Below are 19,871 nucleotides of genomic sequence, written 5' to 3' on the forward strand. Positions count from 1 at the left end.
CCCCCGGACATCGACGCCAACCATTCGAAAATCGAATGCTATGCATTTCGATATTTAATTTGTCGATGTGCGACCGGTTCGCTATCTTGTAGGTCTCACCCCGCCGTTTCACTCCCCCCAAAAACCTCGCGGTGCGGCGGCGCCAGCCACACGGCACGCAGCGCCGGCGAGGGCCCGGGCAGCACAGAGATCGTTCCATGACTCCCTCAGGTCATCACCGCGTCTTCGTCGGCGCCATCGACGCCGACGGCAATCCCATGACGCTTGCCACGCGCGACGGACGCTTTACCTACGTCGGCGCCCCTGCGTCGTACACGCCGGATGCCGACGCGCAGATCGTCGACCTGCAAGGCAAGCTCGTTTTGCCCGGCTTCGTCGACGGCCATATCCATCTCGACAAGAGTTTCGTCGGCGACCGCTGGCGAGCACATCGCCCCGCAGCCACGCTGCGTGAGCGGCTTGCCGCCGAAAAGCAGGAAATCGCGGCCGCCGCGCCGATGGCCCGGCGGGCCGACGCCCTGATGCGCCAGACGGCGTCGTTCGGCACCGTGGCGATGCGGTGTCATGTCGATGTCGACGCCAGCACCGGCCTCACACACCTGAACGAAGTCATGGCCATGCGCGAAAAATGGCGCGAGTGGCTCGATATCGAGCTTGTGGCGTTCCCGCAGGCCGGCGTGATGAGTTGCCCGGGCACCGCCGAAGTGCTCGAAGAAGCCGTTCGCGCAGGCGTGCATGGGGTGGGCGGCATCGACCCGACCACGCTCGACGGCGATCCGCATGGCCAGTTGAACGTGATCTTCGGCATCGCGGAACGCTATGGCACGAAGCTCGACATTCATCTGCACGAACCCGGCGACATCGGACTGGCGCAATTGCACCGCATCGCGTCGCGCACGCAGGCCGCCGGATTGCAGGGGTACGTTTGCGTCAGCCACGCCTACGGGCTGGGCGACATCGGCCCTGCCGACCTCGACACGATCGCGCGCGCATTGGCAGACGCCGACATCGCCATCATGACCAACGCGCCGGGCGACCGCGCCTTCCCGCCGATCCTTCGCTTGCGCGAAGCGGGCGTGCGTGTGTTCACAGGCAACGACAACATTCAGGACAGCTGGTGGCCGTACGGTAACGGCGACATGCTGCAACGCGCGATGCTCATCGGCTATCGCTCGGGTTTCTATACGGACGCGGATCTGCGCGTTGCGCTGGAGATGGCCACGACGGCGGCCGCCTCGGTCATCGGCAAGACCGATTACGGTCTGCATGCGGGCAACGAAGCGAGCTTCGTGATCCTGGATGCGCCGAACGCCGCTGCCGCCGTGGCCACGGCACCGGCGGCCCGCGCCGTGATTCGTCATGGACGTTATTGGGGCGGCCCGGCGCAGCTTACGCTGGACCCCGCCCTGCGCGAGGACACGGCAGGGTCCACCCCGACCTGACTGTCATGCACGATGCCGCAGGTCTGCACGATGTGTGTGTGGGGCGGCGGCATCGCACGCGTTTGCCGCACCGAGGTGAAGCGATCTGTGCGCGCCCCCAAGCGCGGATCGCGCCCAAGGTACCCGGCGGCGGACGATGGGGAGAAAAATCGAAATGCATCAGGAGCCAACTACAATGTCGAAGACCACGTATTACGCGCCGCAGGGCGGGCATCCGGGCCAGACGGAACTGCTTACCGACCGCGCCATGTTCACCGAAGCGTATGCCGTCATTCCGAAGGGGGTGATGCGCGATATCGTCACGAGCCATCTCCCGTTCTGGGACAACACACGTCTGTGGGTGCTGGCACGTCCGCTCTCGGGATTCGCCGAGACGTTCGCGCAGTACATCATGGAAGTCGGTGCCGGTGGCGGCAGCGACAAGCCCGAGCAGGACGATAAGGCCGAAGGGGTGCTGTTCGTCGTCGAAGGCGAAATCACGGTCACGATTCAGGGCAAGGCGAACACGCTCACCCCGGGCGGCTACGCGTTCATTCCGCCCGCGACCGACTGGCAACTGCGCAACAACAGCCGGAGCACCGCGCGCTTTCACTGGATTCGCAAGCACTATCAGGCGGTAGAAGGCCTGCCGTATCCCGAGCCGTTCGTGAAGCACGAGCAGGATGTCGCGCCGATCCCCATGCCGGGCACCGACGGGCGCTGGGTGACGACGCGCTTCGTCGACATTCAGGACATGCGCCACGACATGCACGTCAATATCGTGACGTTCCAGCCGGGCGGCGTGATCCCGTTCGCGGAAACGCATGTGATGGAGCACGGCCTGTATGTGCTCGAAGGCAAGGCCGTCTATCGCCTGAATCAGGATTGGGTGGAAGTCGAAGCCGGCGACTTCATGTGGTTGCGCGCGTTCTGCCCGCAGGCCTGCTACGCCGGCGGCCCCGGCCCGTTCCGTTACCTGCTGTACAAGGACGTCAACCGTCACATGACGCTGACGTTGGGCGCACAGCCGAAGTAACCCCGCGCCCGACTTCCCGAGGCGTCGTTACGCTGCGCGTGTCGCTCACTTCGACGCGCGCGGCTTCGTTTCGAGCATGCCCACAAGCACCTTGGCGAGCGCACCGACCATCGGGTCGGCTGTCGGACGATGGAAAATCGCGAGTTCGAAGGTGTCGATGACAGGCAACCCCTGCGCCCGCCCGAGCACCACATGCCCGGGCAACACCGCGCGTGGCGGCACCAGACTGATCCCCATCCCGTCGGCCACCGCGCCCTGTATGCCGCTAAGGCTCGAACTGGTGAAGCTGATGCGCCAGTTACGTCCCATGGCTTCGAGCGTGTTGATCATGTCGTCGCGATACAGGCCACGGGTGGGGAAAGTCACGAGCGGCACTGGATCGAGGGCGAACGACGGATGCTTTGCGCTGTCGATCCACGCCAGCTTCTCCGGACGGCTCGCCACCGATTCCCGGCTGTTGCGCCGCTGCTTGACCAGCACGAGATCGAGTTCGCCGTGATCGTAACTGCCCAGCAGATCGCGACTCAGCCCGCTCGTCACTTCGAGCTTCACCTGCGGATACTGACGGTTGAAACGGGCGAGGACTTGCGTCGTCGCCCCGGTGGCGAAGTCTTCCGGCACGCCCAGACGCACCGTCACCGCCACCACCGCGCCCGACAGCGCCTCGAACATCTGATCGTTGAGCACGAGCATCTGCCGCGCATAGCCGAGCAGCAATTCGCCCGCGTCCGTCGCGTGGACTTCGCGATTGCCACGCACGAGCAGCTTGTGCCCGACCATGTCTTCAAGACGCCTCACCTTCTGACTGACAGTGGACTGCGTCGAATGCAGGCGTGCAGCCGCCGTCGTGAAGCTGCCGCAATCGGCGACCATGACGATCGAGCGCAGCAAGTCCAGGTCGAACAGCGGTCGATTCGATTTTGCACTGCCAGCCATATCTCATATTCACTTTGTGGATGGATGGCTGCACTTGTATCACGCGCGACGAATGCGCGACAACCGGCGCTTGCGGCGCTTTCGACGTTTTTAGGCGTTTTAGGTGCTTTAGGTGCTTTAGGTGCTTTAGGTGCTTTAGGTGCTTTAGGTGCTTTAGGTGCTTTAGGCGTTGCCGGGCCGCAGCTTGCCCCGTCACACGGCGAGCGCCCGCGAATCGGACAACGCGATCTCGGGTGAGGTCCCGGCCAATGCCGGCGACGCCCACATGATGCAACGGCATGCCGGTCAACCGTCGTAACCGCGGAACAGGCCGCACAAACGGAAGACGTCTTCCGTGTATGGCAGGTTCCTGACCTTGCAGTAACGGCTGGCGAGCTTCATCAGTTCCTTGATGTCGCGCCCGCTCGCCTTCGGATAGCGGGCGGCAAGCGTCTCGATCAGACCGTCGTCGAGATATGCCCCGACCTGCTCCGCCTGCATGCGCCACAACCGGCGCGCGTCGGGGGCCGAAGGGGTTTCGTAGTGGATCGTAGCAATGCAGCGCGAGAGAATGGCGTCGTCCACGTCGCCGATGCGGTTCGTCGTCATGAACAGCAAGCCGTGGAAATACTCCAGCGAGCGCAGGAACTCCGCGACGATGGCGTTGTGCTCCAGATCGTTATCGCGTCGCCGGATGTAGACGTCCGCTTCGTCCAGCAACAGGATCGCGTTCCAGCGCATGGCCCGACGCAGGATGCTCATGAGCGTGGCGCCGACCGACGCCGCCGTCGTCCCCAATTGCCCCGAATGCACGCGATAGAGCGGCTTGCCGACGACTTCCGAGTAAATCTCCGCCGTGAGCGTCTTGCCCAGCCCCGGCGCGCCCTGACACAGGATCGTTGCACCGCCCGATTTGCCGGGGACGAAGTCGGGCATCATCGCGTCCATGTTCGACGTCAGAATGTCGATCAGATCGTGATGATGCGCCGGCAGCACCAGCTTGTCTCGCAAACTCGGCTGGTAGGCATACTCGGTCATGTTCTGCACGTGTACCCAGAGATTGCGATGCCAGTCGAGATGAAACACGTGCACATAGCAGTGCAGCGGGATCGTCTCGAAGGCTTGCGTAATCTCGGCGTTGCGCCAGAAATCGGCGTCGCACGCCATCTCGAAATTGCGCTCCAGACGCTCCTCGTCGTTCACGCATTTCGCCGTCACGCCATCGCCTACGCGAATCAGTTCCGTCACGCCCTTCGGATCGACGGAGAACGCCGCCCGACTGAGCACGAACTGCGCGCCGAAGGCCCGCTGCACACGCAGAAAGCGCTGTGCATGCTGCTCGTATTCCGCTTTGAACTCGGCGCATTCCTTGTAGAAACCGAACTCGGCAAGCAACTCGGGAATGGTGCGATTCGCGATGTCGTCGCGTGTAAAGACGAGCGACGTGGTCATGCCCGAGCGTCGCGGACGATGCTCCGTCGGACTCAGGTTGGCCGACTGCATCGTGTTCGCCAGCATGTCCACGACCACGTAAGGCGACCCCTGATCCGGTTCCACGTAACGCAGACGACGCACGAGCCAGGGCAGCAGCGCACCGTCGCGATGACGCTGATACAGCCAGCCGTCGATCACGTCGCGCGCGAGGTAAGCGACCAGCCCCGGCACCAGCTTGTCCAGACTTGGGATGACGCGGGCTTGCGGGGCATTGTAGACGTTATCCAGCGCCAGCATCTGGAACATCAGCGCCCGCTCATTCTGCGACTTGCTCAGCACGTAGAGCGTGTTGAGCGACTTGGCGTCGAACCATTCGCTGGAGACGAGCATGTTGCCACGGCATACGCCGTAGGCCGTCAGTTGCTTGCCCAGCGGCGAGTCGGCGCCGATGAGTTGCATCAGCGGATGAATCAGTGATTCGGGAATTTCGAAATCCATGGACGGCACTCCCCGTATGGCGTGTGAGGCGAATGGAGCAGATGAAGCGTTCAATGCGCGCGGGACATGCGGCCCGGGCGCGGCCCGGATCGACGGGGCCAGCGAGCGCGAACCGGCGCGTGCGCTCAGCCGAGGAAGAAGTCGATGGCCTGAGCCACGACCCCCGGCTCGATGATGTGCCGCCCGTCGAATTCGACGAATTGCACATCGTAGCCCGCCGCTTTGAGCTTGTTTGCGTTCTGTCGCCCGCTGGTGGCGATCGGCAGTTGTTCGTCGATCAGGCCGTGCGCGATGAACACTTTCGGCAGACCTTCCTGCATGAAAATCGACATGAAACCGCCGGAGAACGCAATGACGTGGCTCGCAATATCGCCGTTGGTCACACCGATGGACAACGCATAGCTCGCGCCGTCGGAGAATCCGGCAAACGCCACGCGCTGCGCGTCGATGGCATAGCGCGCCGCCACGAGACGCAGCGCCGCTTGCAAACGCTCCAGATCCGGCCCGTTGCCGCCGATGACGATATCCCACGTCGGAAACGTCGAATGCGGCGCGAGCACGAGAAACCGGCCACGGTCCGCGTGCGGTTCGATGAACGGCAACACCTTCTCCGGAAAGCCCCCCGCGCCGTGAAACATCACGAACAGCGGGACCGGCTTGTCGCGCGGCAACCCGGCAGGCACGTACAACACCGCGTCACGCGTTTCGCTAAGACCGAGCGAATGACGCCCGGGCGCAAACGGCACAAAAGGCGAAAAAGGCGAAAAAGGTGCGGTAGATGGCGTTGCAGTCGACGCGGACTCCCCCGTCGTATCGGCGTTCCGGGGAATCTGCGACATCGAAGCGGACGTGATGACGTCCGGTGACATGCGTCCGAACAAGGAAGGGTCGAACATGGCGCGGTGAGTGTCTCGTGATCGTTGATGTTATTGATATATTGTATATCACACATATCGTCACGGACATCCCGTATTTGCCGCCCCGCCGCCTCATTCAAACCTTATCCGGCCATATAGGTGGCTAATCCGGCCACCAGGGCATCGAAAGCGACCTTGCAACGCGGACTCGAGCGCAGGTCTTCGTGCATCGTCACCCAGGTCTGCAACTTGAAGCGAAAAGCGCTGGGCAGGATCCTGACGAGACGTGCGTCGCGTCTGGCCAGCGGCACCTGACAGCCGCCGATGCCGTACCCTGCGCGAATCATCGCCAACTGGGCCAGATCGCTGTCGGCGCGAAACGCGAACGTATCGCGCGACCACACCGGCATACCGCGCGTGGCTTCGCGCAGGAACGGCGTCATCTGATCGAAGCCGATCACCGCGTGATGCGCGAGATCGGCCAGCGACGCCGGCACGCCGTGCCGCGCGAGGTAGTCGTCGCGTGCGTGGAGCCCGACGTCGACGGTGCCCACGCGACGCGCGATCAGCGCGTCTTGCTGCGGCGGCGCCATGCGCACGGCGATATCCACTTCGCGGTGCAGCAAATCCTGAATCCGGTTCGTGGGCACGAGTTCCAGGACGAGCCCGGGATGCGCACGGCGCAACGCCGTCAGGATCGGCGGCAGCACTTCCACGCCGACCACCTCACTGGCCGAGATCCGCACGACCCCGCGCACGCCGTCGCCCTGGCTGCACGCCGCCCGCTCGAACGCCAATGCCGTGTGCTGCATTGCCTGGGCCTGCGAGCGTAGAGACTGCGCGGCATCGGTCGGCAACAATCCCGTCTGCGAGCGCGTGAAAAGCGTTTTCCCCAGCGCCGACTCCAGCGCGGCGATGTGGCGACCGGCGGTGGGTTGCGTGATGCCCAATGCCCGCGCCCCGCCCGATAACGAGCCTTCCGTGAGCACGGCGAGAAACGTGCGGTAAAGATCCCAACTGAGATGACCGAGATTCGAGGCCATATTCAATGTCGCTCCGAGGCATACAAAAATGTATAGCCGATAGATGATTTTCGGCAATTTTATTCTAGCTGCCCCGCGCGGAAAATGGCCTCACCCACAACGAACGAGGTCCGATCTCATGACGCATTCGACTCAATGGAAAATATCCCGCGCGCTGGTGCTCGGTGCGACGGGCGGCATCGGCGGTGAAGTCACGCGGCAATTGCTTGACGCCGGCTGGCAGGTGCGCGCGTTGCGTCGTGGCGGTGCGCCGGACGCCACGGCGAACGCCTCCGATGACGTGACGCCCAACATCAGCGGCATCGAATGGATCGATGGCGACGCCATGCACGCCTGCGATGTGCTGAGCGCCGCACGCGATTGCGACGTCATCGTGCACGCCGTCAATCCACCGGGGTATCGCCACTGGAATACGCAGGTGCTGCCGATGCTCGACAACACGATCGCTGCCGCAACGCGATACGGCGCTACCGTCGTGCTGCCGGGCACCGTCTACAACTACGGCCCCGAGACGTTCCCGTTACTGCATGAAGACGCGCCGCAGCGTCCCCGCACCCGCAAGGGCAAGATCCGCGCGACGATGGAAGGCCGCCTGCTCGATGCGAGCCGCACGGGCGTGCAGACGATCATCGTGCGCGCCGGCGATTACTTCGGACCGCGCACGCGCAATAGCTGGTTCGGTCAGGGCCTAGTGAAGCCGGGGCAAACGACGCGCGTCGTGCAAATTCCGAACGCCCCCGGCGTCGGGCACGAATGGTCGTATCTGCCGGACGTCGCCCGCACGATGGTCATGCTAATCGAGCGCCGTCACACCCTCGCCGATTTCGCCAACTTCCACATGGCCGGTCACTGGGATGCCGACGGCGCCGAGATGGCCGCCGCCATCGTGCGTGTAATGGCGCGCCAAGGTGTCGAGGTAACGACCCGACGCTTTCCCTGGTGGCTGATGACGATGCTGTCGCCCTTCGTGACCACGCTGCGCGAACTGCGGGAGATGCGATACCTCTGGCAACAACCGGTGCGCATGGATAACACGCGGCTCCTCGACGTCCTCGGCGAGGAGCCTCACACGCCGCTCGACGTCGCCGTGCGCGCCACGCTCGAAGGACTCGGATGCCTGCCCGGCAAGCCCTCGGCCAAAGGCTTCGTCTACCCCTGACCCTCGCCCCGCCTCGGACTCGCCTGGGGCGGCGCCGGACAGTCTCACGGCCAGTCGCCACCGCCACGTGCCGGGACGACACGCGATGACGGCGGGTCGCGCTTGAGCTGTCACGCACGCCGTACTATAGTGACCGGCGTCGCGCCGCACTTGCCGTGACCTGGCGTCCTCAACATCAAGGATTTCGCCCACTATGGACACCACTGTCGTCGAGAGCTGGAAGGATTTCATGGCGCTGTCTTCCCGCTTCGAAGGCTGGGCGTTTCGCGGGCAGCAAGACGCCCGGTGGCATCTCCAAAGCTCCCTGTCGCGCTATCTGCACGCGTATGTGGCCGACAAGGAGCAGTGGCGCAGTCGCGAGGCCCGCGCGATCCGCATCTTCCGGCGCAAGGCGCACAACCATGTGCCCTGGCCCGCGCTGCTGCACGACGACCTGCGTTGCCTCGGGCTGATGCAGCACCATGGCGCCCCCACCCGTTTGCTCGATTTCACGAAGTCGCCCTTTGTCGCGGCGTTCTTCGCCCTGGAACGCGCCACGTCCGATTCGGCCATCTTCGCGCTCAACACCCCCGCGCTGTACGACGACCGCGCGCGCCCTCGCCATGCGTCGTGGCTGACCCGCGATACGATCGATCCACGCGTCAAGGGAAATATGGAGAAGTACTTCCTCGGTAACGACAACGAGGTGGTCTGGTTCGGCGAACCCGAGGAGATGGATGGCCGCCTGATCGCCCAGTCCGGCACATTCGTCGTGCCCGGCGTGATCGACCGGCCGTTGCATCGCATTCTCGACGGATACGAGAGCGACGAGCCGTTGCTGCGCAAGATCGTGCTGCCGGTCGCGCTGCGCGCCGACGCCATGAAGTGGCTCTACCGGATGAACGTCACGAACGCGTCGCTGTTCCCGGACCTCGACGGGCTGGCGCGCTCGATCGCCGTCGAAATCGAAATGGTCTGGCCGACGCAGACGCTGGGCTAAGCGGGGTCGAAACGGTCACAACAACGCGATTGTGGCAACCGTGGCGACCATGCCCATTACCCCGACCGCGACGCGAAACCCGGGTCAGAGCAGTCGCTCGAGAAAGCTCGCGCCGCCCGACTTGCGGGCGGCCTTGTTGGCGTACATGCGCTGGTCAGCCACCCGGAAGAGTTCGGTCATCGACTCGCCATCGTCCGGGAAGACGGCGACACCGACGCTGACGCGCACCGTCAGGCTGGCGTCGTTCACTGAAATGGCCTGCTCGATTTCGGCACGCAGGCGCGTTACCGCAAAATCGATCCTGTCGACGACTTCCGCATCCTGCACGAGTGCCACGAACTCGTCGCCCGAATAACGCGCCACAACGCCGCTATCGGCCACGCCCGCCTTCATGCGTCGGCCGATTTCCTTGAGCAGTAAGTCGCCGGCGGCATGCCCGAGGCCGTCGTTCACCGCCTTGAAACCGTCGATGTCCGCGAAGAGCAGCGCCAGTTTGCCGTTGGTGCGTTGTGCACGACGCACCGCCTCACCGGCGAATTCCCCGAACGTGCGACGGTTCGGCAGCCCCGTCAACTCGTCGAAACGGGCCGCATTGTAGAGATCGTCGATCAATTGCTTGCGCTCGATCGCCAACGCCGTCTGGTCGCAGACGAACGCGAGCAGACGTTGCGCCGCCTCGGCCTGCAATGCCCGGACCGGGCCGTAAATCATCAGCGTGCCGACCGCGCGCCGCGCCGTATGCATTGGCAGCACGGCCAGCGCATGCCTCGCCGCCTCGACGTTATCGTCCAGCGATAACGGCTCGGTGCGCATCGCCGCAGGCGCATCGGCACCGGTGTTCCCCGACGCGCTTTCGACCAGTCGCCAGAGCGGTTCCTGCGCGTTGGTGGCCTGTACCGAGAGTTGTTCGGCCTGCGGCCAGTCGAGCAGCGGCACGTCGGCGCTGTCGCGGTACTGATACGCTTTTTCCCACACGCGCAGTGCCGCGTCGCACGTCGTCACCACGATCGCGTCAATGGGGAACAGCGTCCCCAGCGTGTCGTGCACGGCTTTGCACAGGGAGCGGATATCGGCGGCGTCGTGTGCCGCTTCGGAGATCGAGTAGGTGGCGCGCTGAAGCGCTTCGGCGCGCTTTCTGGCGGAGACGTCGCGCGCGACGCCGATGCGCAGCCCGTGCGCTTCGGACCATCGCGCAGACCACATGATGTGGACGTAATGTCCGTCCTTATGGATGTAACGGTTCTCGAAGCCGATGCGGGGACGGCCCGCCATGACAAGTCTGGACTCTTCGATGGTGCGCTCGCGGTCCTCTTTGGCCACGTAATCGATCATCGGGCGTCCCATCAATTCTTGCGGCGAGTAACCGAGAATATGTTCGCAGGCCGGGCTCACATACACGAGAGTCCCGGTCTGATTGACGAGAAACACTGCGTCCAGCAGCAGCTCCATACAGCTGACCAGGACGTCTTTTGTTACGAATTCCATTTGTTTCGAACGGCCGTGAAGCGTGAGGCCGATATCAGGCAATCTCAATATGTGAATATTTCATCACAACGACAACGCAAGCCTTGCGATTGCCTTCCCGCCCCCGACACGTGCCGCCTAAAAAATGAGCTGCCTGACCCTGCGTGGCGTTACGACGTCGGCGGCGCATTCCGCCCGGACCTTTTGGCATGCACATCGTACTCGTTGCGAAGCCGCCCGATGCTTGCTGCCATCTTGTCCCGATTGTTATTCGTTTTTACCCGCCCTTCGCGCCCCGTTGTTTTCAATTCCCGGGTTCTGGCGATTGTCACTTGCGAAATTCAAATACGCAACCGCCAAAATGCGCGCGTGGCGGCTGCGCGACGGGCCTGCCGGCCCTGTGTAGTAAGCTGATTCATCGCCTCCCACGCGGATGGCGATTCACGACAGGAGACAACCATGACGAAGCTCGTTACCTGCGTTTGGTTCAACGCTCAGGCGCGCGAAGCCGCTGAATTCTACGCCGCGACGTTTCCCGACAGTTACGTTCAGGCGCGTCACATCTCCCCCATACCCGGTATCGGTACCGGCAATGAACTGACGGTCGAGTTCACGGTGCTGGGCCGGGCTTTCGTGGGCCTGAATGGCGGGCCCGAGTTTCAGCCCAACGAAGCCGTCAGCTTCATGGTCGTCACCCAGGATCAGGAAGAGACCGACCGCTACTGGAATGCGATTCTCGGCAACGGCGGTGCGGAATCCGCATGCGGCTGGTGCAAGGATCGTTGGGGCGTCTCCTGGCAGATCACGCCGCAGCGACTGCTCGACCTCATGGCGGACCCCGACGTCGCAAAGGCCCGCCGGGCGATGGAGGCGATGATGACGATGCGCAAGATCGATATCGCGGCGCTGGATCGCGCAGCCGCAGGCTGAGCCCCCCACTGCGCTTCGCCGTTCACCTCCCGCTGACGTCGGGGTGGCTGACGCTGATTCGCTGAAGTCCGGCCCTTACTTCCCCATTTCGACCTTGGCGGACACTTCCCGTGCTTCGCTCAGGTGGTGGCGGAGCGTCGGCAACGTTTTCTGCGCAAAGGCGCGCAGATCGGGATCCTGCCCCTTCTCGGCCTCGGTCCGGAACAGCGTGACGGCCTTTTCATGCGCGTCGGGCCCGGCGATATCGAGATAAGCGATGTCGAACTCGCGTCCCGTCTTCCCCTTCAATGCTTCGATGTCGGGGTCCACGGCGGCGTCGTTCGGCACACTCACGCCCTTCTTCGCCGCGAGTTGACGCAGCGCCTCGTTGACCTTGCTGTGATCGGTCACCATCTGCTGGGCGAATCGCTTGACGGACGGATGCCGCGAACGCTGCGCCGCCAACTGACTGGCCTGCACTTCCGTCTTGCCGGCCTTATGTGCCTTGTCGACGAACTCGGCGAACTCCGCGAAATCCGCGCTAGTGCCTGCCGTCGGCTGCCCGGCGCGCACGGCCCTCGGTGAGACCTTCGGCGCGGCGTGGGTGACGTCCTGCCCCGCCCCGATGCCCGCCTGATCGGTGCCGCCTCCCTGAGCCGGCACGCCCTTCGGCAACTCCTGCCCCATGGCAGACGAGGCGAACGGTCCCGCCAGCAGCGATGCGAATGCCGCACCGAGCACGCAGGTACGGCGCAAGATAATGTGTCCTGAATGCATATGGCCCTCCCGGAATGGGTATTGCGATGGATGCGTGGTTATCCCGACATCCGCGCCAGCCGTGCGTATAGCGTCTTCAGGCTGATGCCGAGCTGTCGCGCCGCGCGCGCCTTCACGCCGCCGCATTGGGCGAGCGCGCCGAGGATGACCTGACGGTCGAGATCGGCCAGCGGCGCATCGAGCGAGATGGACGTGCGGTCGTCTTGCACGGGAAACTGTGCAAGCACTTCGACGATCGGTGGCGGCAGCGAATCGATGCACGTCGTGCGGCTCAGAATGCGCATGCGCTGCACGAAGTTGCGCAACTCGCGCACGTTGCCCGGCCAGTCGTGGCGACGCAGCGCGGACAGGACGTGCGGGGCGAAATGCATCGCCCGGCCGTCGAGCGCGTTGGCCTCGTCGAGAATCGCCTGTGCGAGCAACGTCACGTCGTCGCCGCGTTCGCGCAACGGCGGCAACGTCACGGGGAAAACGTTCAGACGATGAAAGAGATCGGGCCGGAGCTTGCCTGCACGCATGGCGACGTCGGGCGGAACATTGGTCGCAGCGACGATGCGCACATCCACGGCAATTTCCTGCGTGCCGCCCAGACGCATCAGCTTGCCGGTCTCGAGCACCCGCAACAGATTGACTTGCGATGGCAGCGGCATTTCCGCGATCTCGTCGAGAAACAGCGTACCGCCGTGCGCCCGCTCGAAGAACCCGCGATGCCGTCGCTCCGCGCCGGTGAAGCTGCCCCGGTCGTGCCCGAACACTTCGCTCTCCACGAGATTCGGCGCGATGGCGCCGCAGTTCACGGCAAGGAACGGCCCGTCACGCCGCTCGCTCAGATCGTGCACGGCGCGCGCCGCCAACTCTTTGCCCGTCCCGGATTCGCCGGTGAGCAACACCGCCGCGTCCGTGGGGCCTACGCGGGCGAGCGCGTCGAACACGCACCGCATCGCATCGGACTGGCCCAGCAGCCCCGAAAACGGTGGCAAGGCGGGTGTCGACGCCCCGGCATCACTTCGCGGCGCACGGGGGAAACCATGAAGCGGCGCGCGCAATAACGGCCAGTCACTCGCGACGGCAACCTCGGTGGCGCGGGCGATCCATTCCCCTGCGCGCTCACGATCGCCGGGCAGCACGAGATAGTCGCTCGCGCCACGGCGCAATGCCTGCACCGCACTCTCCCAGCCGGGGCGCGCCGTACACATCACCACATCGAGATCACGGCGACGCGCCCAACCGTCCAGCACGTCGAAGCCGCTGCCGTCCGGCATCTCCACATCGGTCATGACGAGCGACGGAGGCGCTTGCGACAGACGCGCGTCGGCCTCGGCAAGCGTGCTCGCCCAGGCAGGCGGCGGGAGCGTCGGCGGGCACAATGCCTGACATAACGCAGACAATGCGTCGCGCGTGACCTTGTCCGCGCCGACCAGCAGAATGGGCGACCGGTCGGCGGCGAAACCGATGTCGTGCAACCCGTCTGACTCGATGGACATGAACCCTCCGGACAACGGCAGATGCCTGTTCGACTACGCGATTTGCGATGCCGTTCGGCACGCTGTCATCGAAACTTCCTATGCGATGCCGTCATCGGTTACAGAATTTCAATGTCGAATTGGCGAGCGCACGGGATATTCGTGGTGCGCTTCGCGTCACACCGGCATGACACCTGCGCCCGACTCTGCTGCTTTGCTCGGTCACTCCGCCGCGATTCGCGCCTTGCGCGCGCAAATCGATCGCGTTGCGCGCACGTCGCTGAGCGTATTGATTCTCGGTGAAAGCGGAAGCGGCAAAGAGCTTGTTGCACGTGCGCTGCACGCCGGGAGCGAGCGGCGCGACGGGCCTTTCGTGGTGGTGCCCTGCGGGGCGATGCCGGTCGATCTTGCCGAATCGCAATGGTTCGGTCACGAGCGCGGTAGCTTTACCGGCGCGATCGACCGGCGGCGCGGGTATTTCGAGACGGCGCATGGCGGCACCCTGTTTCTCGACGAAATCGGCGACATGCCGCCGCCGATGCAGGTCAAGCTGCTGCGCGCGCTCGAAGCGGGGAGCGTGTGTCGCGTCGGCGGCAGCCAGCCGGTGCCGGTGGATGTGCGCGTGATCGCCGCGACGCGTCACGACGTCTCACACGCGCTGCGCAGCGGGGCGTTGCGCGACGACCTGCTCTACCGGCTCGCTGCCTTCGTCGTGCAAGTGCCGGCGCTGCGGCATCGCGATGGCGACGTGACAGCGCTCGCGACCGCGCATGTCAACATGCTCAACGCCCGGGCGCGCGCGCAGGCTCAGCCGAAGCGGCTGTCGGCCACGTCGCTGCGCGCGTTGAGCGATTACGCCTGGCCCGGCAACGTTCGTGAGTTGCACCACGTCGTCGAGCGAGCCTTCATCCTCGCCGACGACGTGATCCGGATTGCCATCGATGCCGTCCCGCCGCCCGATCCCGTCGTTCATGACGGTACGCTGGAACTGCCTCGCACCATGACGCTGGCCGACGCGCAATATCGCTTCATTACTGCGTCGCTGGTCCACCACGAAAACGACAAGCCTCGCACCGCACGCGCGCTCGGCGTGAGCCTGAAGACGCTTTACAACCGTCTGTCGACGCGCGCAGCGCCCTGATCCAGTCAATCCAGTCAATCCAGTCCACATTGCCGATGCGGCTGACGCGGTCGCGCCCCCTCTGTGTGTCTTGCGTTGCGACCGCGGCAGCATGCCGGGCTTAGTGGTGCTTGCCCGATTCGGTCGTCGAGCCGGACGCCCCCGACGACGATCCGCTCGAACCTGCCGTACCGGAGGCCGTACCGGAGGCCGTACCGGAGGCCGTACTGGCGGCGGTGCCGGAACCCGGCGTGCCTACCGTGCCGCTCTGCCCCGAAGAACGCTGGGTGGCCGATGCGCCCGCCCCTGCGCCGCCGCGCTGAGCATCGCCCTGTCCGAACGACGACTGCGTGCGGATGCGGTTCTCAACGTCCTGGACACCGAAGCATTGTTCCGCGACGTCTTCGATCACATGCTTCATCCAACGCTCAGGCACATGGCCTTGCAACTCGACACGACCGTCCTTCACCTGCACGGTGACGTCCTGCACTTCGAGCTGATGCGCCATACACAGGCGCTCGCAAACATCCTCACGAATGCGCTCGTCGGTGCGGCTATAGCCCTTCGGCCCTTGCCGGTGACGCATGTCCGTCGATTGGCCGCCTGCGTAGCCGTACGCCTGCCCCCGCTGGCCGGCGTCCTGACGCCCCTGCCAACGTCCTTGCTCCGGTGAGAAACCGCCGCCGTAGCGTTGCTGCCGAGCGCCACCGGTCGATCCATACATCGCCGGGCGACCATCGTTGCGATCGTCATCGCGAGCGTCCTGACGACCGTAGTCGCCGCCATGGTCATGACCATAGTCGCGGCCGTAGTCTCCACCGTAGTCTCCACCGTAGTCTCGGCCGTAGTCTCGGTCGTTGTGGCGACCATAAACCGGACCGAAATCGCCGCGGTCGTCCCCACGGTAATCACCGCTGCCGCCCCCGAGGAAGCCGCCCTCGTCGTCACGGCCATAGCGCCTGCCGTAGCCGCTACGCGATCCATACATGTCGCAGTTTTGCCTACCGCCCTGCGACTGGCCGTAGGCGTTGCGCGAATCGCCCCGCCACTCGCCGTGCCACTCGCCCTGCCGCGCATTGCCGTAGCGTGCGTCCCGGGATTCGCGCGCGCGCCCCGCTTCGCTCCAGTCGGCCTGCCACTCGCCACGCTCGCGCGACGGCGACATGCCATACTCGTCCTCCTGGTCATAGCCGGAGAAGTCCCGCTGCATCGCCTCGTCGTCGTCATCGCGACGGTATTGGCCACGCTGCCCACCACCTTGCATCTGCCGTTCGCTGTCGCGCGTGGCGGACATTGAGTTTCGTCGTTGCATGATGATTCTCCTGTTCAACGGCGTCGCCGGCCCGGAAGCAACGGCCTCCGTCCAGCCGCGTCGGCACCAGACAGTAAGCCTGCAAGTCGTATGCCATCGCCGCGCACCACGCTGCGCCGCCTGCGGCGCTCGGTCGCGCGGACGGCCGGTGAGGAATTTTTTCCATGTCTGGCAAGTTCGTCCTGCCGGCGGGGACGTTGCGTTTTCCGTCGACTTTGCTTCGACGCGCTTGACGTCACACGCGCATAGCGTATAGAGTCTGCGCATGACGAATATCCGCCACCTCCACTCGCCCGCTTTGGGTGCTGTCCTCACGGGACAGGTGGGTGCGTTCGTCAAAAGCAAAAAACAGTCGCTCAACTGACCGGAGCGTGCTGTTCCGTCAGTTGAGCGACGGAATAGCCACGTGGACCCGGCAGTCCCGCCCCGCGCCTCGCGCCCGCCTGCATTACCCGGCCTGCCCCGAAGTCTTCTACGCGTCTCGATGTCCGCGTCGCCCTGCTGAACGGTTTCCGCACAGGTCATCACTCGTTCATCGCATTCGTACGTTCAGGGAGACACCATGCAAGACGCGCAACCTCAGACAACTTCCCCCCTTTCGACGGTTTCGTCGGCGACATCGGCCCACGCCGGGTTTCGCGGCATCTGGTTGCCGCTGGTCACGCCCTTCGTCCGTGACGGCGCGAACACCCCGGTCGATCACGCCGCGCTGCGGCGGCTCGTCGCGCATTACCGTCGTTCCGGCATTGCCGGGTTCGTGATCTGCGGCACGACCGGCGAGGCGGCTGCGCTGGACGACGCCGAACAACTCGCCGTGCTCGAGACCGTGCTGGGCGAAGCCGACGGCACGCCGGTGATCGCCGGGTTGGCGGGCAACCATCTCGGCCATACGCTCGCCCGCCTGGACGCATTCAACGCGCTGCCGCTCGCCGGGGTGCTCACGCCCGCACCGTATTACATCCGGCCGTCGCAGGCGGGGCTCGTCGACTGGTTCCGCACGCTCGCGGATCGTTCTGACGCGCCGCTCGTGCTCTACGACATTCCGTATCGCACCGGCGCAACGCTCACGCTCGATACGCTCCTGACGCTGGCGGGTCACGGCAATATTCGCGCCATCAAGGATTGCGGCGGCAATGCCCACACCACGCAAGCGCTCATCGCAGACGGCCGTCTGTCCGTGCTCGCGGGGGAAGATCATCAGTTGCTGTCAACGCTCGCGATGGGCGGACATGGCGCGATCATCGCGTCGTCGCACTGCCGTCCGGCACATTTCGCCGCGCTGTATCGCGCCGTGCAGTCACAGCAACTGGCGGCGGCGCGGGTGCGCTTTCACGCGGTCATGCCCGTGGTGAAGCTGTTGTTTGCGCAAGCGAATCCCGGCCCGGTCAAGGCATGGCTTGCGCGCGAAGGCTTGCTGGACGATGTGCTGCGCGCGCCGATGACCAGCGCATCGCCGGCGCTGGCGCAGCAGTTGGTGGACGCGGTCGCCGCCATCGACGCCGAGTTCGGGGTGCAGGTGGCCGCCCCGGCCGACGCAGCGAATGCCGTCAGTGCCGTCGGTACCGCCTGAGGGCACCGATGCCCCAAGCCGACCGCGCTGACGGACGGCGCGACGTCAGGCGACAACGCGCAAATGTGCGTCGCCTGACGTTGTGAGCGTCGCGGACAGCGGCACGATGCTCACGTTCGGACGGCGCTCCCGGTCGGCGTGGCTCACACGGAACTTGCCTGCTTCGCTCACCAGCTCGCCTGCCTGCTGACGCAGATGCTCCGCCGCTGCTGCCGCCTCCTCCACCAGTGCAGCGTTTTGCTGCGTGACCTGATCCATCTGCGCGACAGCCTGATTGACTTGCTCGATGCCGCGCGCCTGTTCGTCGCTGGCGGCGGCGATTTCCGTAATCAGTTCGCTCACGCGGCGTACCGACAAGACGATCTGATCCATCGTGCGTCCCGCGACCTCCACGCGCGACGAGCCGTCCTGCACCTGGCGCACGGATGTTGCGATCAGTTCGCGAATCTCCTTCGCAGTGCCTGCCGAGCGCTGGGCAAGCGTGCGGACTTCACCGGCGACAACGGCGAAACCCCGCCCCTGTTCACCCGCGCGCGCGGCCTCCACTGCGGCATTGAGCGCGAGAATGTTGGTCTGGAACGCGATACCCTCGATGGCCGCGATCATCTCGCTCATGCGAGCCGAGGCACTGGCCATCGCCTGCATCGTCTCGACCACGGCGCGCACGCTTTGCGCGCCGGCGTCGGCCACGCCCGACGCCTCTTGCGACAGACGCTTCGCTTCCAACGCATGCTCGACGTTCTGACGTACGGTCGAGGTCAGTTCTTCCATCGAAGCGGCCGTCTCTTCGAGCGACGCGGCCTGCTCCTCGGTGCGCTGCGACAGATCCGTATTGCCCTGAGCGATTTCGCGTGCGGCGGTATCGATCGCGCCGGACGCGCCTTGAATGTTGCGCACGAGGTACCCCAACTGTTCGATAGCGGTGTCGAGTGCCTTCGCCATCTGACCGATTTCATCGGTCGAATCGACCTGCACGCGGTGCGTCAAATCGCCGTTGGCCAGCGCACTCGCCCCCGCGACCGTGGACCGTACGGGGCGTGTGACCGAGCGCGCAATCGCCACGCCGCACACGACCGACGCCGCAACGGATGCCAACAGCGTGGCGAGCAGCCACAAACGGGCGGACAGATAAGCGTCGTTGGCATCGGCGGCCTCTTTGGCGCTCACGGCCTTGCCCACGTTCATCAGGTCGTCCAGCGGTGAGAAAAACGTCATTTGCACCTTCTGTATCGGCCCCATCAACTCGCTCCTCACCGCAGCGAAATCACCGTTGTGCACCAGCGTTCGGAACCGTTCGATCTCCTTGCCGTACGCCGCGGCCGCCCCCGTCAACGTGCCGTAGAGCGCCTTGCCCTTTTCGGTGTAGAACATCGTCGCCATGCCTTCGAGGCTCTTGAGGTTCGCGCGATGCAGTTCATCGATCTTGCCCAGTCGTGCATCGAGTTGCGAAGCATCCTCCAACATGGCGATGTCGCGCATGAGCACCGCGACTTGAGACGCGCGATCCTTCAGGTTGTGGAACTCGAGAATCTTGTTGTTCAGATCGGAGACGATGAGTTGCGTGTTTTTATCCATCGTCACCATTTTCGTGACGGCGACGACCGCCACGACCAACAGCATCAATACGTTGACGGTGAAGGCGGCGGCGAGCCGTTTGCTGATACTCAGGTTCTTGAACATTGCTTTGCGCGCTTTAGTCAATGGTTGCGATAGGTTTGCGTCGTCTCGCGGCCGCAGTGTCGATCCGCCGCCGGCATGCGCGGCAGTCGCTGTGTGCGTCGCTGTCTCTCTCTGTCCCTCTGACGAGACTTAACGAGTGCTTTTGAGGAAACTTGAGTGCCCCCTCGAGAAAATCGCAGAACATCCCCGAAATGCCCGTCACATAAGGCTTTCCACGGGTAGCCACTTGCCCCG

Annotated in this window: 16 protein-coding genes; 7 read left to right on the top strand and 9 right to left on the bottom strand. The window is 64.5% G+C overall.

Annotation, left to right across the window (positions count from 1 at the left end; translation table 11 throughout):
* Positions 1-197 precede the first annotated feature (197 nt).
* Both PAN31108_RS00780 and PAN31108_RS00785 read left to right on the top strand, forming a co-directional pair.
* Positions 198-1,442, top strand: coding sequence for an amidohydrolase family protein (locus PAN31108_RS00780; protein WP_150667006.1), 1,245 nt, complete (start codon positions 198-200; stop codon positions 1,440-1,442).
* Between the two features lie 175 nt (positions 1,443-1,617).
* Positions 1,618-2,457 (top strand): bifunctional allantoicase/(S)-ureidoglycine aminohydrolase, encoded by an 840-nt coding sequence (locus PAN31108_RS00785; RefSeq protein WP_150667007.1) that lies wholly within the window; start codon positions 1,618-1,620, stop codon positions 2,455-2,457.
* Between the two features lie 45 nt (positions 2,458-2,502).
* On the opposite strand, the gene PAN31108_RS00790 is transcribed toward PAN31108_RS00785, so the two are convergent.
* From PAN31108_RS00790 to PAN31108_RS00805, 4 genes are all read right to left on the bottom strand, one after another.
* Positions 2,503-3,393, bottom strand: coding sequence for a LysR substrate-binding domain-containing protein (locus PAN31108_RS00790; RefSeq protein WP_150667008.1), 891 nt, complete (start codon positions 3,391-3,393; stop codon positions 2,503-2,505).
* A gap of 285 nt (positions 3,394-3,678) precedes the next feature.
* Positions 3,679-5,304: an AAA family ATPase gene (locus PAN31108_RS00795; protein ID WP_150667009.1), complete on the bottom strand. Its 1,626-nt coding sequence runs from the start codon at positions 5,302-5,304 to the stop codon at positions 3,679-3,681.
* 125 nt (positions 5,305-5,429) lie between these two features.
* Positions 5,430-6,200: an alpha/beta hydrolase gene (locus PAN31108_RS00800; protein WP_370819549.1), complete on the bottom strand. Its 771-nt coding sequence runs from the start codon at positions 6,198-6,200 to the stop codon at positions 5,430-5,432.
* A 104-nt stretch (positions 6,201-6,304) separates the two neighbouring features.
* Complete coding sequence (locus PAN31108_RS00805; protein ID WP_150667010.1) at positions 6,305-7,204, bottom strand: LysR family transcriptional regulator; 900 nt, start codon at positions 7,202-7,204, stop codon at positions 6,305-6,307.
* Between the two features lie 118 nt (positions 7,205-7,322).
* Here PAN31108_RS00805 and PAN31108_RS00810 point away from each other — a divergent pair, with 118 nt between their 5' ends.
* Both PAN31108_RS00810 and PAN31108_RS00815 read left to right on the top strand, forming a co-directional pair.
* Positions 7,323-8,363, top strand: coding sequence for an NAD-dependent epimerase/dehydratase family protein (locus PAN31108_RS00810; RefSeq protein ID WP_150667011.1), 1,041 nt, complete (start codon positions 7,323-7,325; stop codon positions 8,361-8,363).
* Between the two features lie 193 nt (positions 8,364-8,556).
* Complete coding sequence (locus tag PAN31108_RS00815; protein WP_150667012.1) at positions 8,557-9,342, top strand: FRG domain-containing protein; 786 nt, start codon at positions 8,557-8,559, stop codon at positions 9,340-9,342.
* An 84-nt stretch (positions 9,343-9,426) separates the two neighbouring features.
* On the opposite strand, the gene PAN31108_RS00820 is transcribed toward PAN31108_RS00815, so the two are convergent.
* Positions 9,427-10,791 carry a sensor domain-containing protein gene (locus PAN31108_RS00820; RefSeq protein ID WP_174994789.1) on the bottom strand — a complete coding sequence of 455 codons (1,365 nt, stop codon included), beginning with the start codon at positions 10,789-10,791 and terminating at the stop codon, positions 9,427-9,429.
* Between the two features lie 474 nt (positions 10,792-11,265).
* On the opposite strand from PAN31108_RS00820, the gene PAN31108_RS00825 reads away from it, so the two are divergent.
* A complete protein-coding gene (locus PAN31108_RS00825) occupies positions 11,266-11,736 on the top strand; it encodes a VOC family protein (protein ID WP_150667014.1) in 471 nt (156 codons plus the stop codon).
* Positions 11,737-11,811: 75 nt separating this feature from the next.
* On the opposite strand, the gene PAN31108_RS00830 is transcribed toward PAN31108_RS00825, so the two are convergent.
* Positions 11,812-12,492 carry a DUF4142 domain-containing protein gene (locus tag PAN31108_RS00830; RefSeq protein ID WP_370819550.1) on the bottom strand — a complete coding sequence of 227 codons (681 nt, stop codon included), beginning with the start codon at positions 12,490-12,492 and terminating at the stop codon, positions 11,812-11,814.
* A 38-nt stretch (positions 12,493-12,530) separates the two neighbouring features.
* Positions 12,531-13,976 (bottom strand): sigma-54-dependent transcriptional regulator, encoded by a 1,446-nt coding sequence (locus PAN31108_RS00835; RefSeq protein WP_150667015.1) that lies wholly within the window; start codon positions 13,974-13,976, stop codon positions 12,531-12,533.
* Between the two features lie 166 nt (positions 13,977-14,142).
* Between PAN31108_RS00835 and PAN31108_RS00840 the strand changes: the two genes are divergently transcribed.
* Positions 14,143-15,096 carry a sigma 54-interacting transcriptional regulator gene (locus PAN31108_RS00840; protein WP_150667016.1) on the top strand — a complete coding sequence of 318 codons (954 nt, stop codon included), beginning with the start codon at positions 14,143-14,145 and terminating at the stop codon, positions 15,094-15,096.
* A 100-nt stretch (positions 15,097-15,196) separates the two neighbouring features.
* Here the strand turns inward: PAN31108_RS00840 and PAN31108_RS00845 are convergent, their stop codons facing one another.
* Positions 15,197-16,387 carry a BON domain-containing protein gene (locus tag PAN31108_RS00845; protein ID WP_246183707.1) on the bottom strand — a complete coding sequence of 397 codons (1,191 nt, stop codon included), beginning with the start codon at positions 16,385-16,387 and terminating at the stop codon, positions 15,197-15,199.
* Positions 16,388-16,949: 562 nt separating this feature from the next.
* On the opposite strand from PAN31108_RS00845, the gene dapA reads away from it, so the two are divergent.
* Complete coding sequence (gene dapA / locus PAN31108_RS00850; RefSeq protein WP_150667018.1) at positions 16,950-17,957, top strand: 4-hydroxy-tetrahydrodipicolinate synthase; 1,008 nt, start codon at positions 16,950-16,952, stop codon at positions 17,955-17,957.
* Between the two features lie 45 nt (positions 17,958-18,002).
* On the opposite strand, the gene PAN31108_RS00855 is transcribed toward dapA, so the two are convergent.
* Positions 18,003-19,637, bottom strand: a complete 1,635-nt coding sequence (locus PAN31108_RS00855; RefSeq protein WP_150667019.1) for a methyl-accepting chemotaxis protein — start codon at positions 19,635-19,637, stop codon at positions 18,003-18,005.
* Between the last annotated feature and the right edge of the window lie 234 nt (positions 19,638-19,871).

It is taken from the genome of Pandoraea anhela (assembly GCF_902459655.1).
GTDB classification, from domain to species: Bacteria; Pseudomonadota; Gammaproteobacteria; order Burkholderiales; family Burkholderiaceae; genus Pandoraea; species Pandoraea anhela.

Excerpts from the sequence above, each read along its gene's own strand:
- PAN31108_RS00780 (WP_150667006.1), top strand. The coding sequence starts at position 198 with ATGACTCCCTCAGGTCATCACCGCGTCTTCGTCGGCGCCATCGACGCC.
- PAN31108_RS00830 (WP_370819550.1), bottom strand. The coding sequence starts at position 12,492 with ATGCATTCAGGACACATTATCTTGCGCCGTACCTGCGTGCTCGGTGCG.
- PAN31108_RS00840 (WP_150667016.1), top strand. The coding sequence starts at position 14,143 with ATGACACCTGCGCCCGACTCTGCTGCTTTGCTCGGTCACTCCGCCGCG.
- PAN31108_RS00800 (WP_370819549.1), bottom strand. The coding sequence starts at position 6,200 with ATGTTCGACCCTTCCTTGTTCGGACGCATGTCACCGGACGTCATCACG.
- PAN31108_RS00855 (WP_150667019.1), bottom strand. The coding sequence starts at position 19,637 with ATGTTCAAGAACCTGAGTATCAGCAAACGGCTCGCCGCCGCCTTCACC.
- PAN31108_RS00820 (WP_174994789.1), bottom strand. The coding sequence starts at position 10,791 with ATGGAGCTGCTGCTGGACGCAGTGTTTCTCGTCAATCAGACCGGGACT.
- PAN31108_RS00825 (WP_150667014.1), top strand. The coding sequence starts at position 11,266 with ATGACGAAGCTCGTTACCTGCGTTTGGTTCAACGCTCAGGCGCGCGAA.
- PAN31108_RS00785 (WP_150667007.1), top strand. The coding sequence starts at position 1,618 with ATGTCGAAGACCACGTATTACGCGCCGCAGGGCGGGCATCCGGGCCAG.
- PAN31108_RS00805 (WP_150667010.1), bottom strand. The coding sequence starts at position 7,204 with ATGGCCTCGAATCTCGGTCATCTCAGTTGGGATCTTTACCGCACGTTT.
- PAN31108_RS00845 (WP_246183707.1), bottom strand. The coding sequence starts at position 16,387 with ATGCAACGACGAAACTCAATGTCCGCCACGCGCGACAGCGAACGGCAG.
- PAN31108_RS00810 (WP_150667011.1), top strand. The coding sequence starts at position 7,323 with ATGACGCATTCGACTCAATGGAAAATATCCCGCGCGCTGGTGCTCGGT.
- dapA (WP_150667018.1), top strand. The coding sequence starts at position 16,950 with ATGCAAGACGCGCAACCTCAGACAACTTCCCCCCTTTCGACGGTTTCG.
- PAN31108_RS00790 (WP_150667008.1), bottom strand. The coding sequence starts at position 3,393 with ATGGCTGGCAGTGCAAAATCGAATCGACCGCTGTTCGACCTGGACTTG.
- PAN31108_RS00815 (WP_150667012.1), top strand. The coding sequence starts at position 8,557 with ATGGACACCACTGTCGTCGAGAGCTGGAAGGATTTCATGGCGCTGTCT.
- PAN31108_RS00835 (WP_150667015.1), bottom strand. The coding sequence starts at position 13,976 with ATGTCCATCGAGTCAGACGGGTTGCACGACATCGGTTTCGCCGCCGAC.
- PAN31108_RS00795 (WP_150667009.1), bottom strand. The coding sequence starts at position 5,304 with ATGGATTTCGAAATTCCCGAATCACTGATTCATCCGCTGATGCAACTC.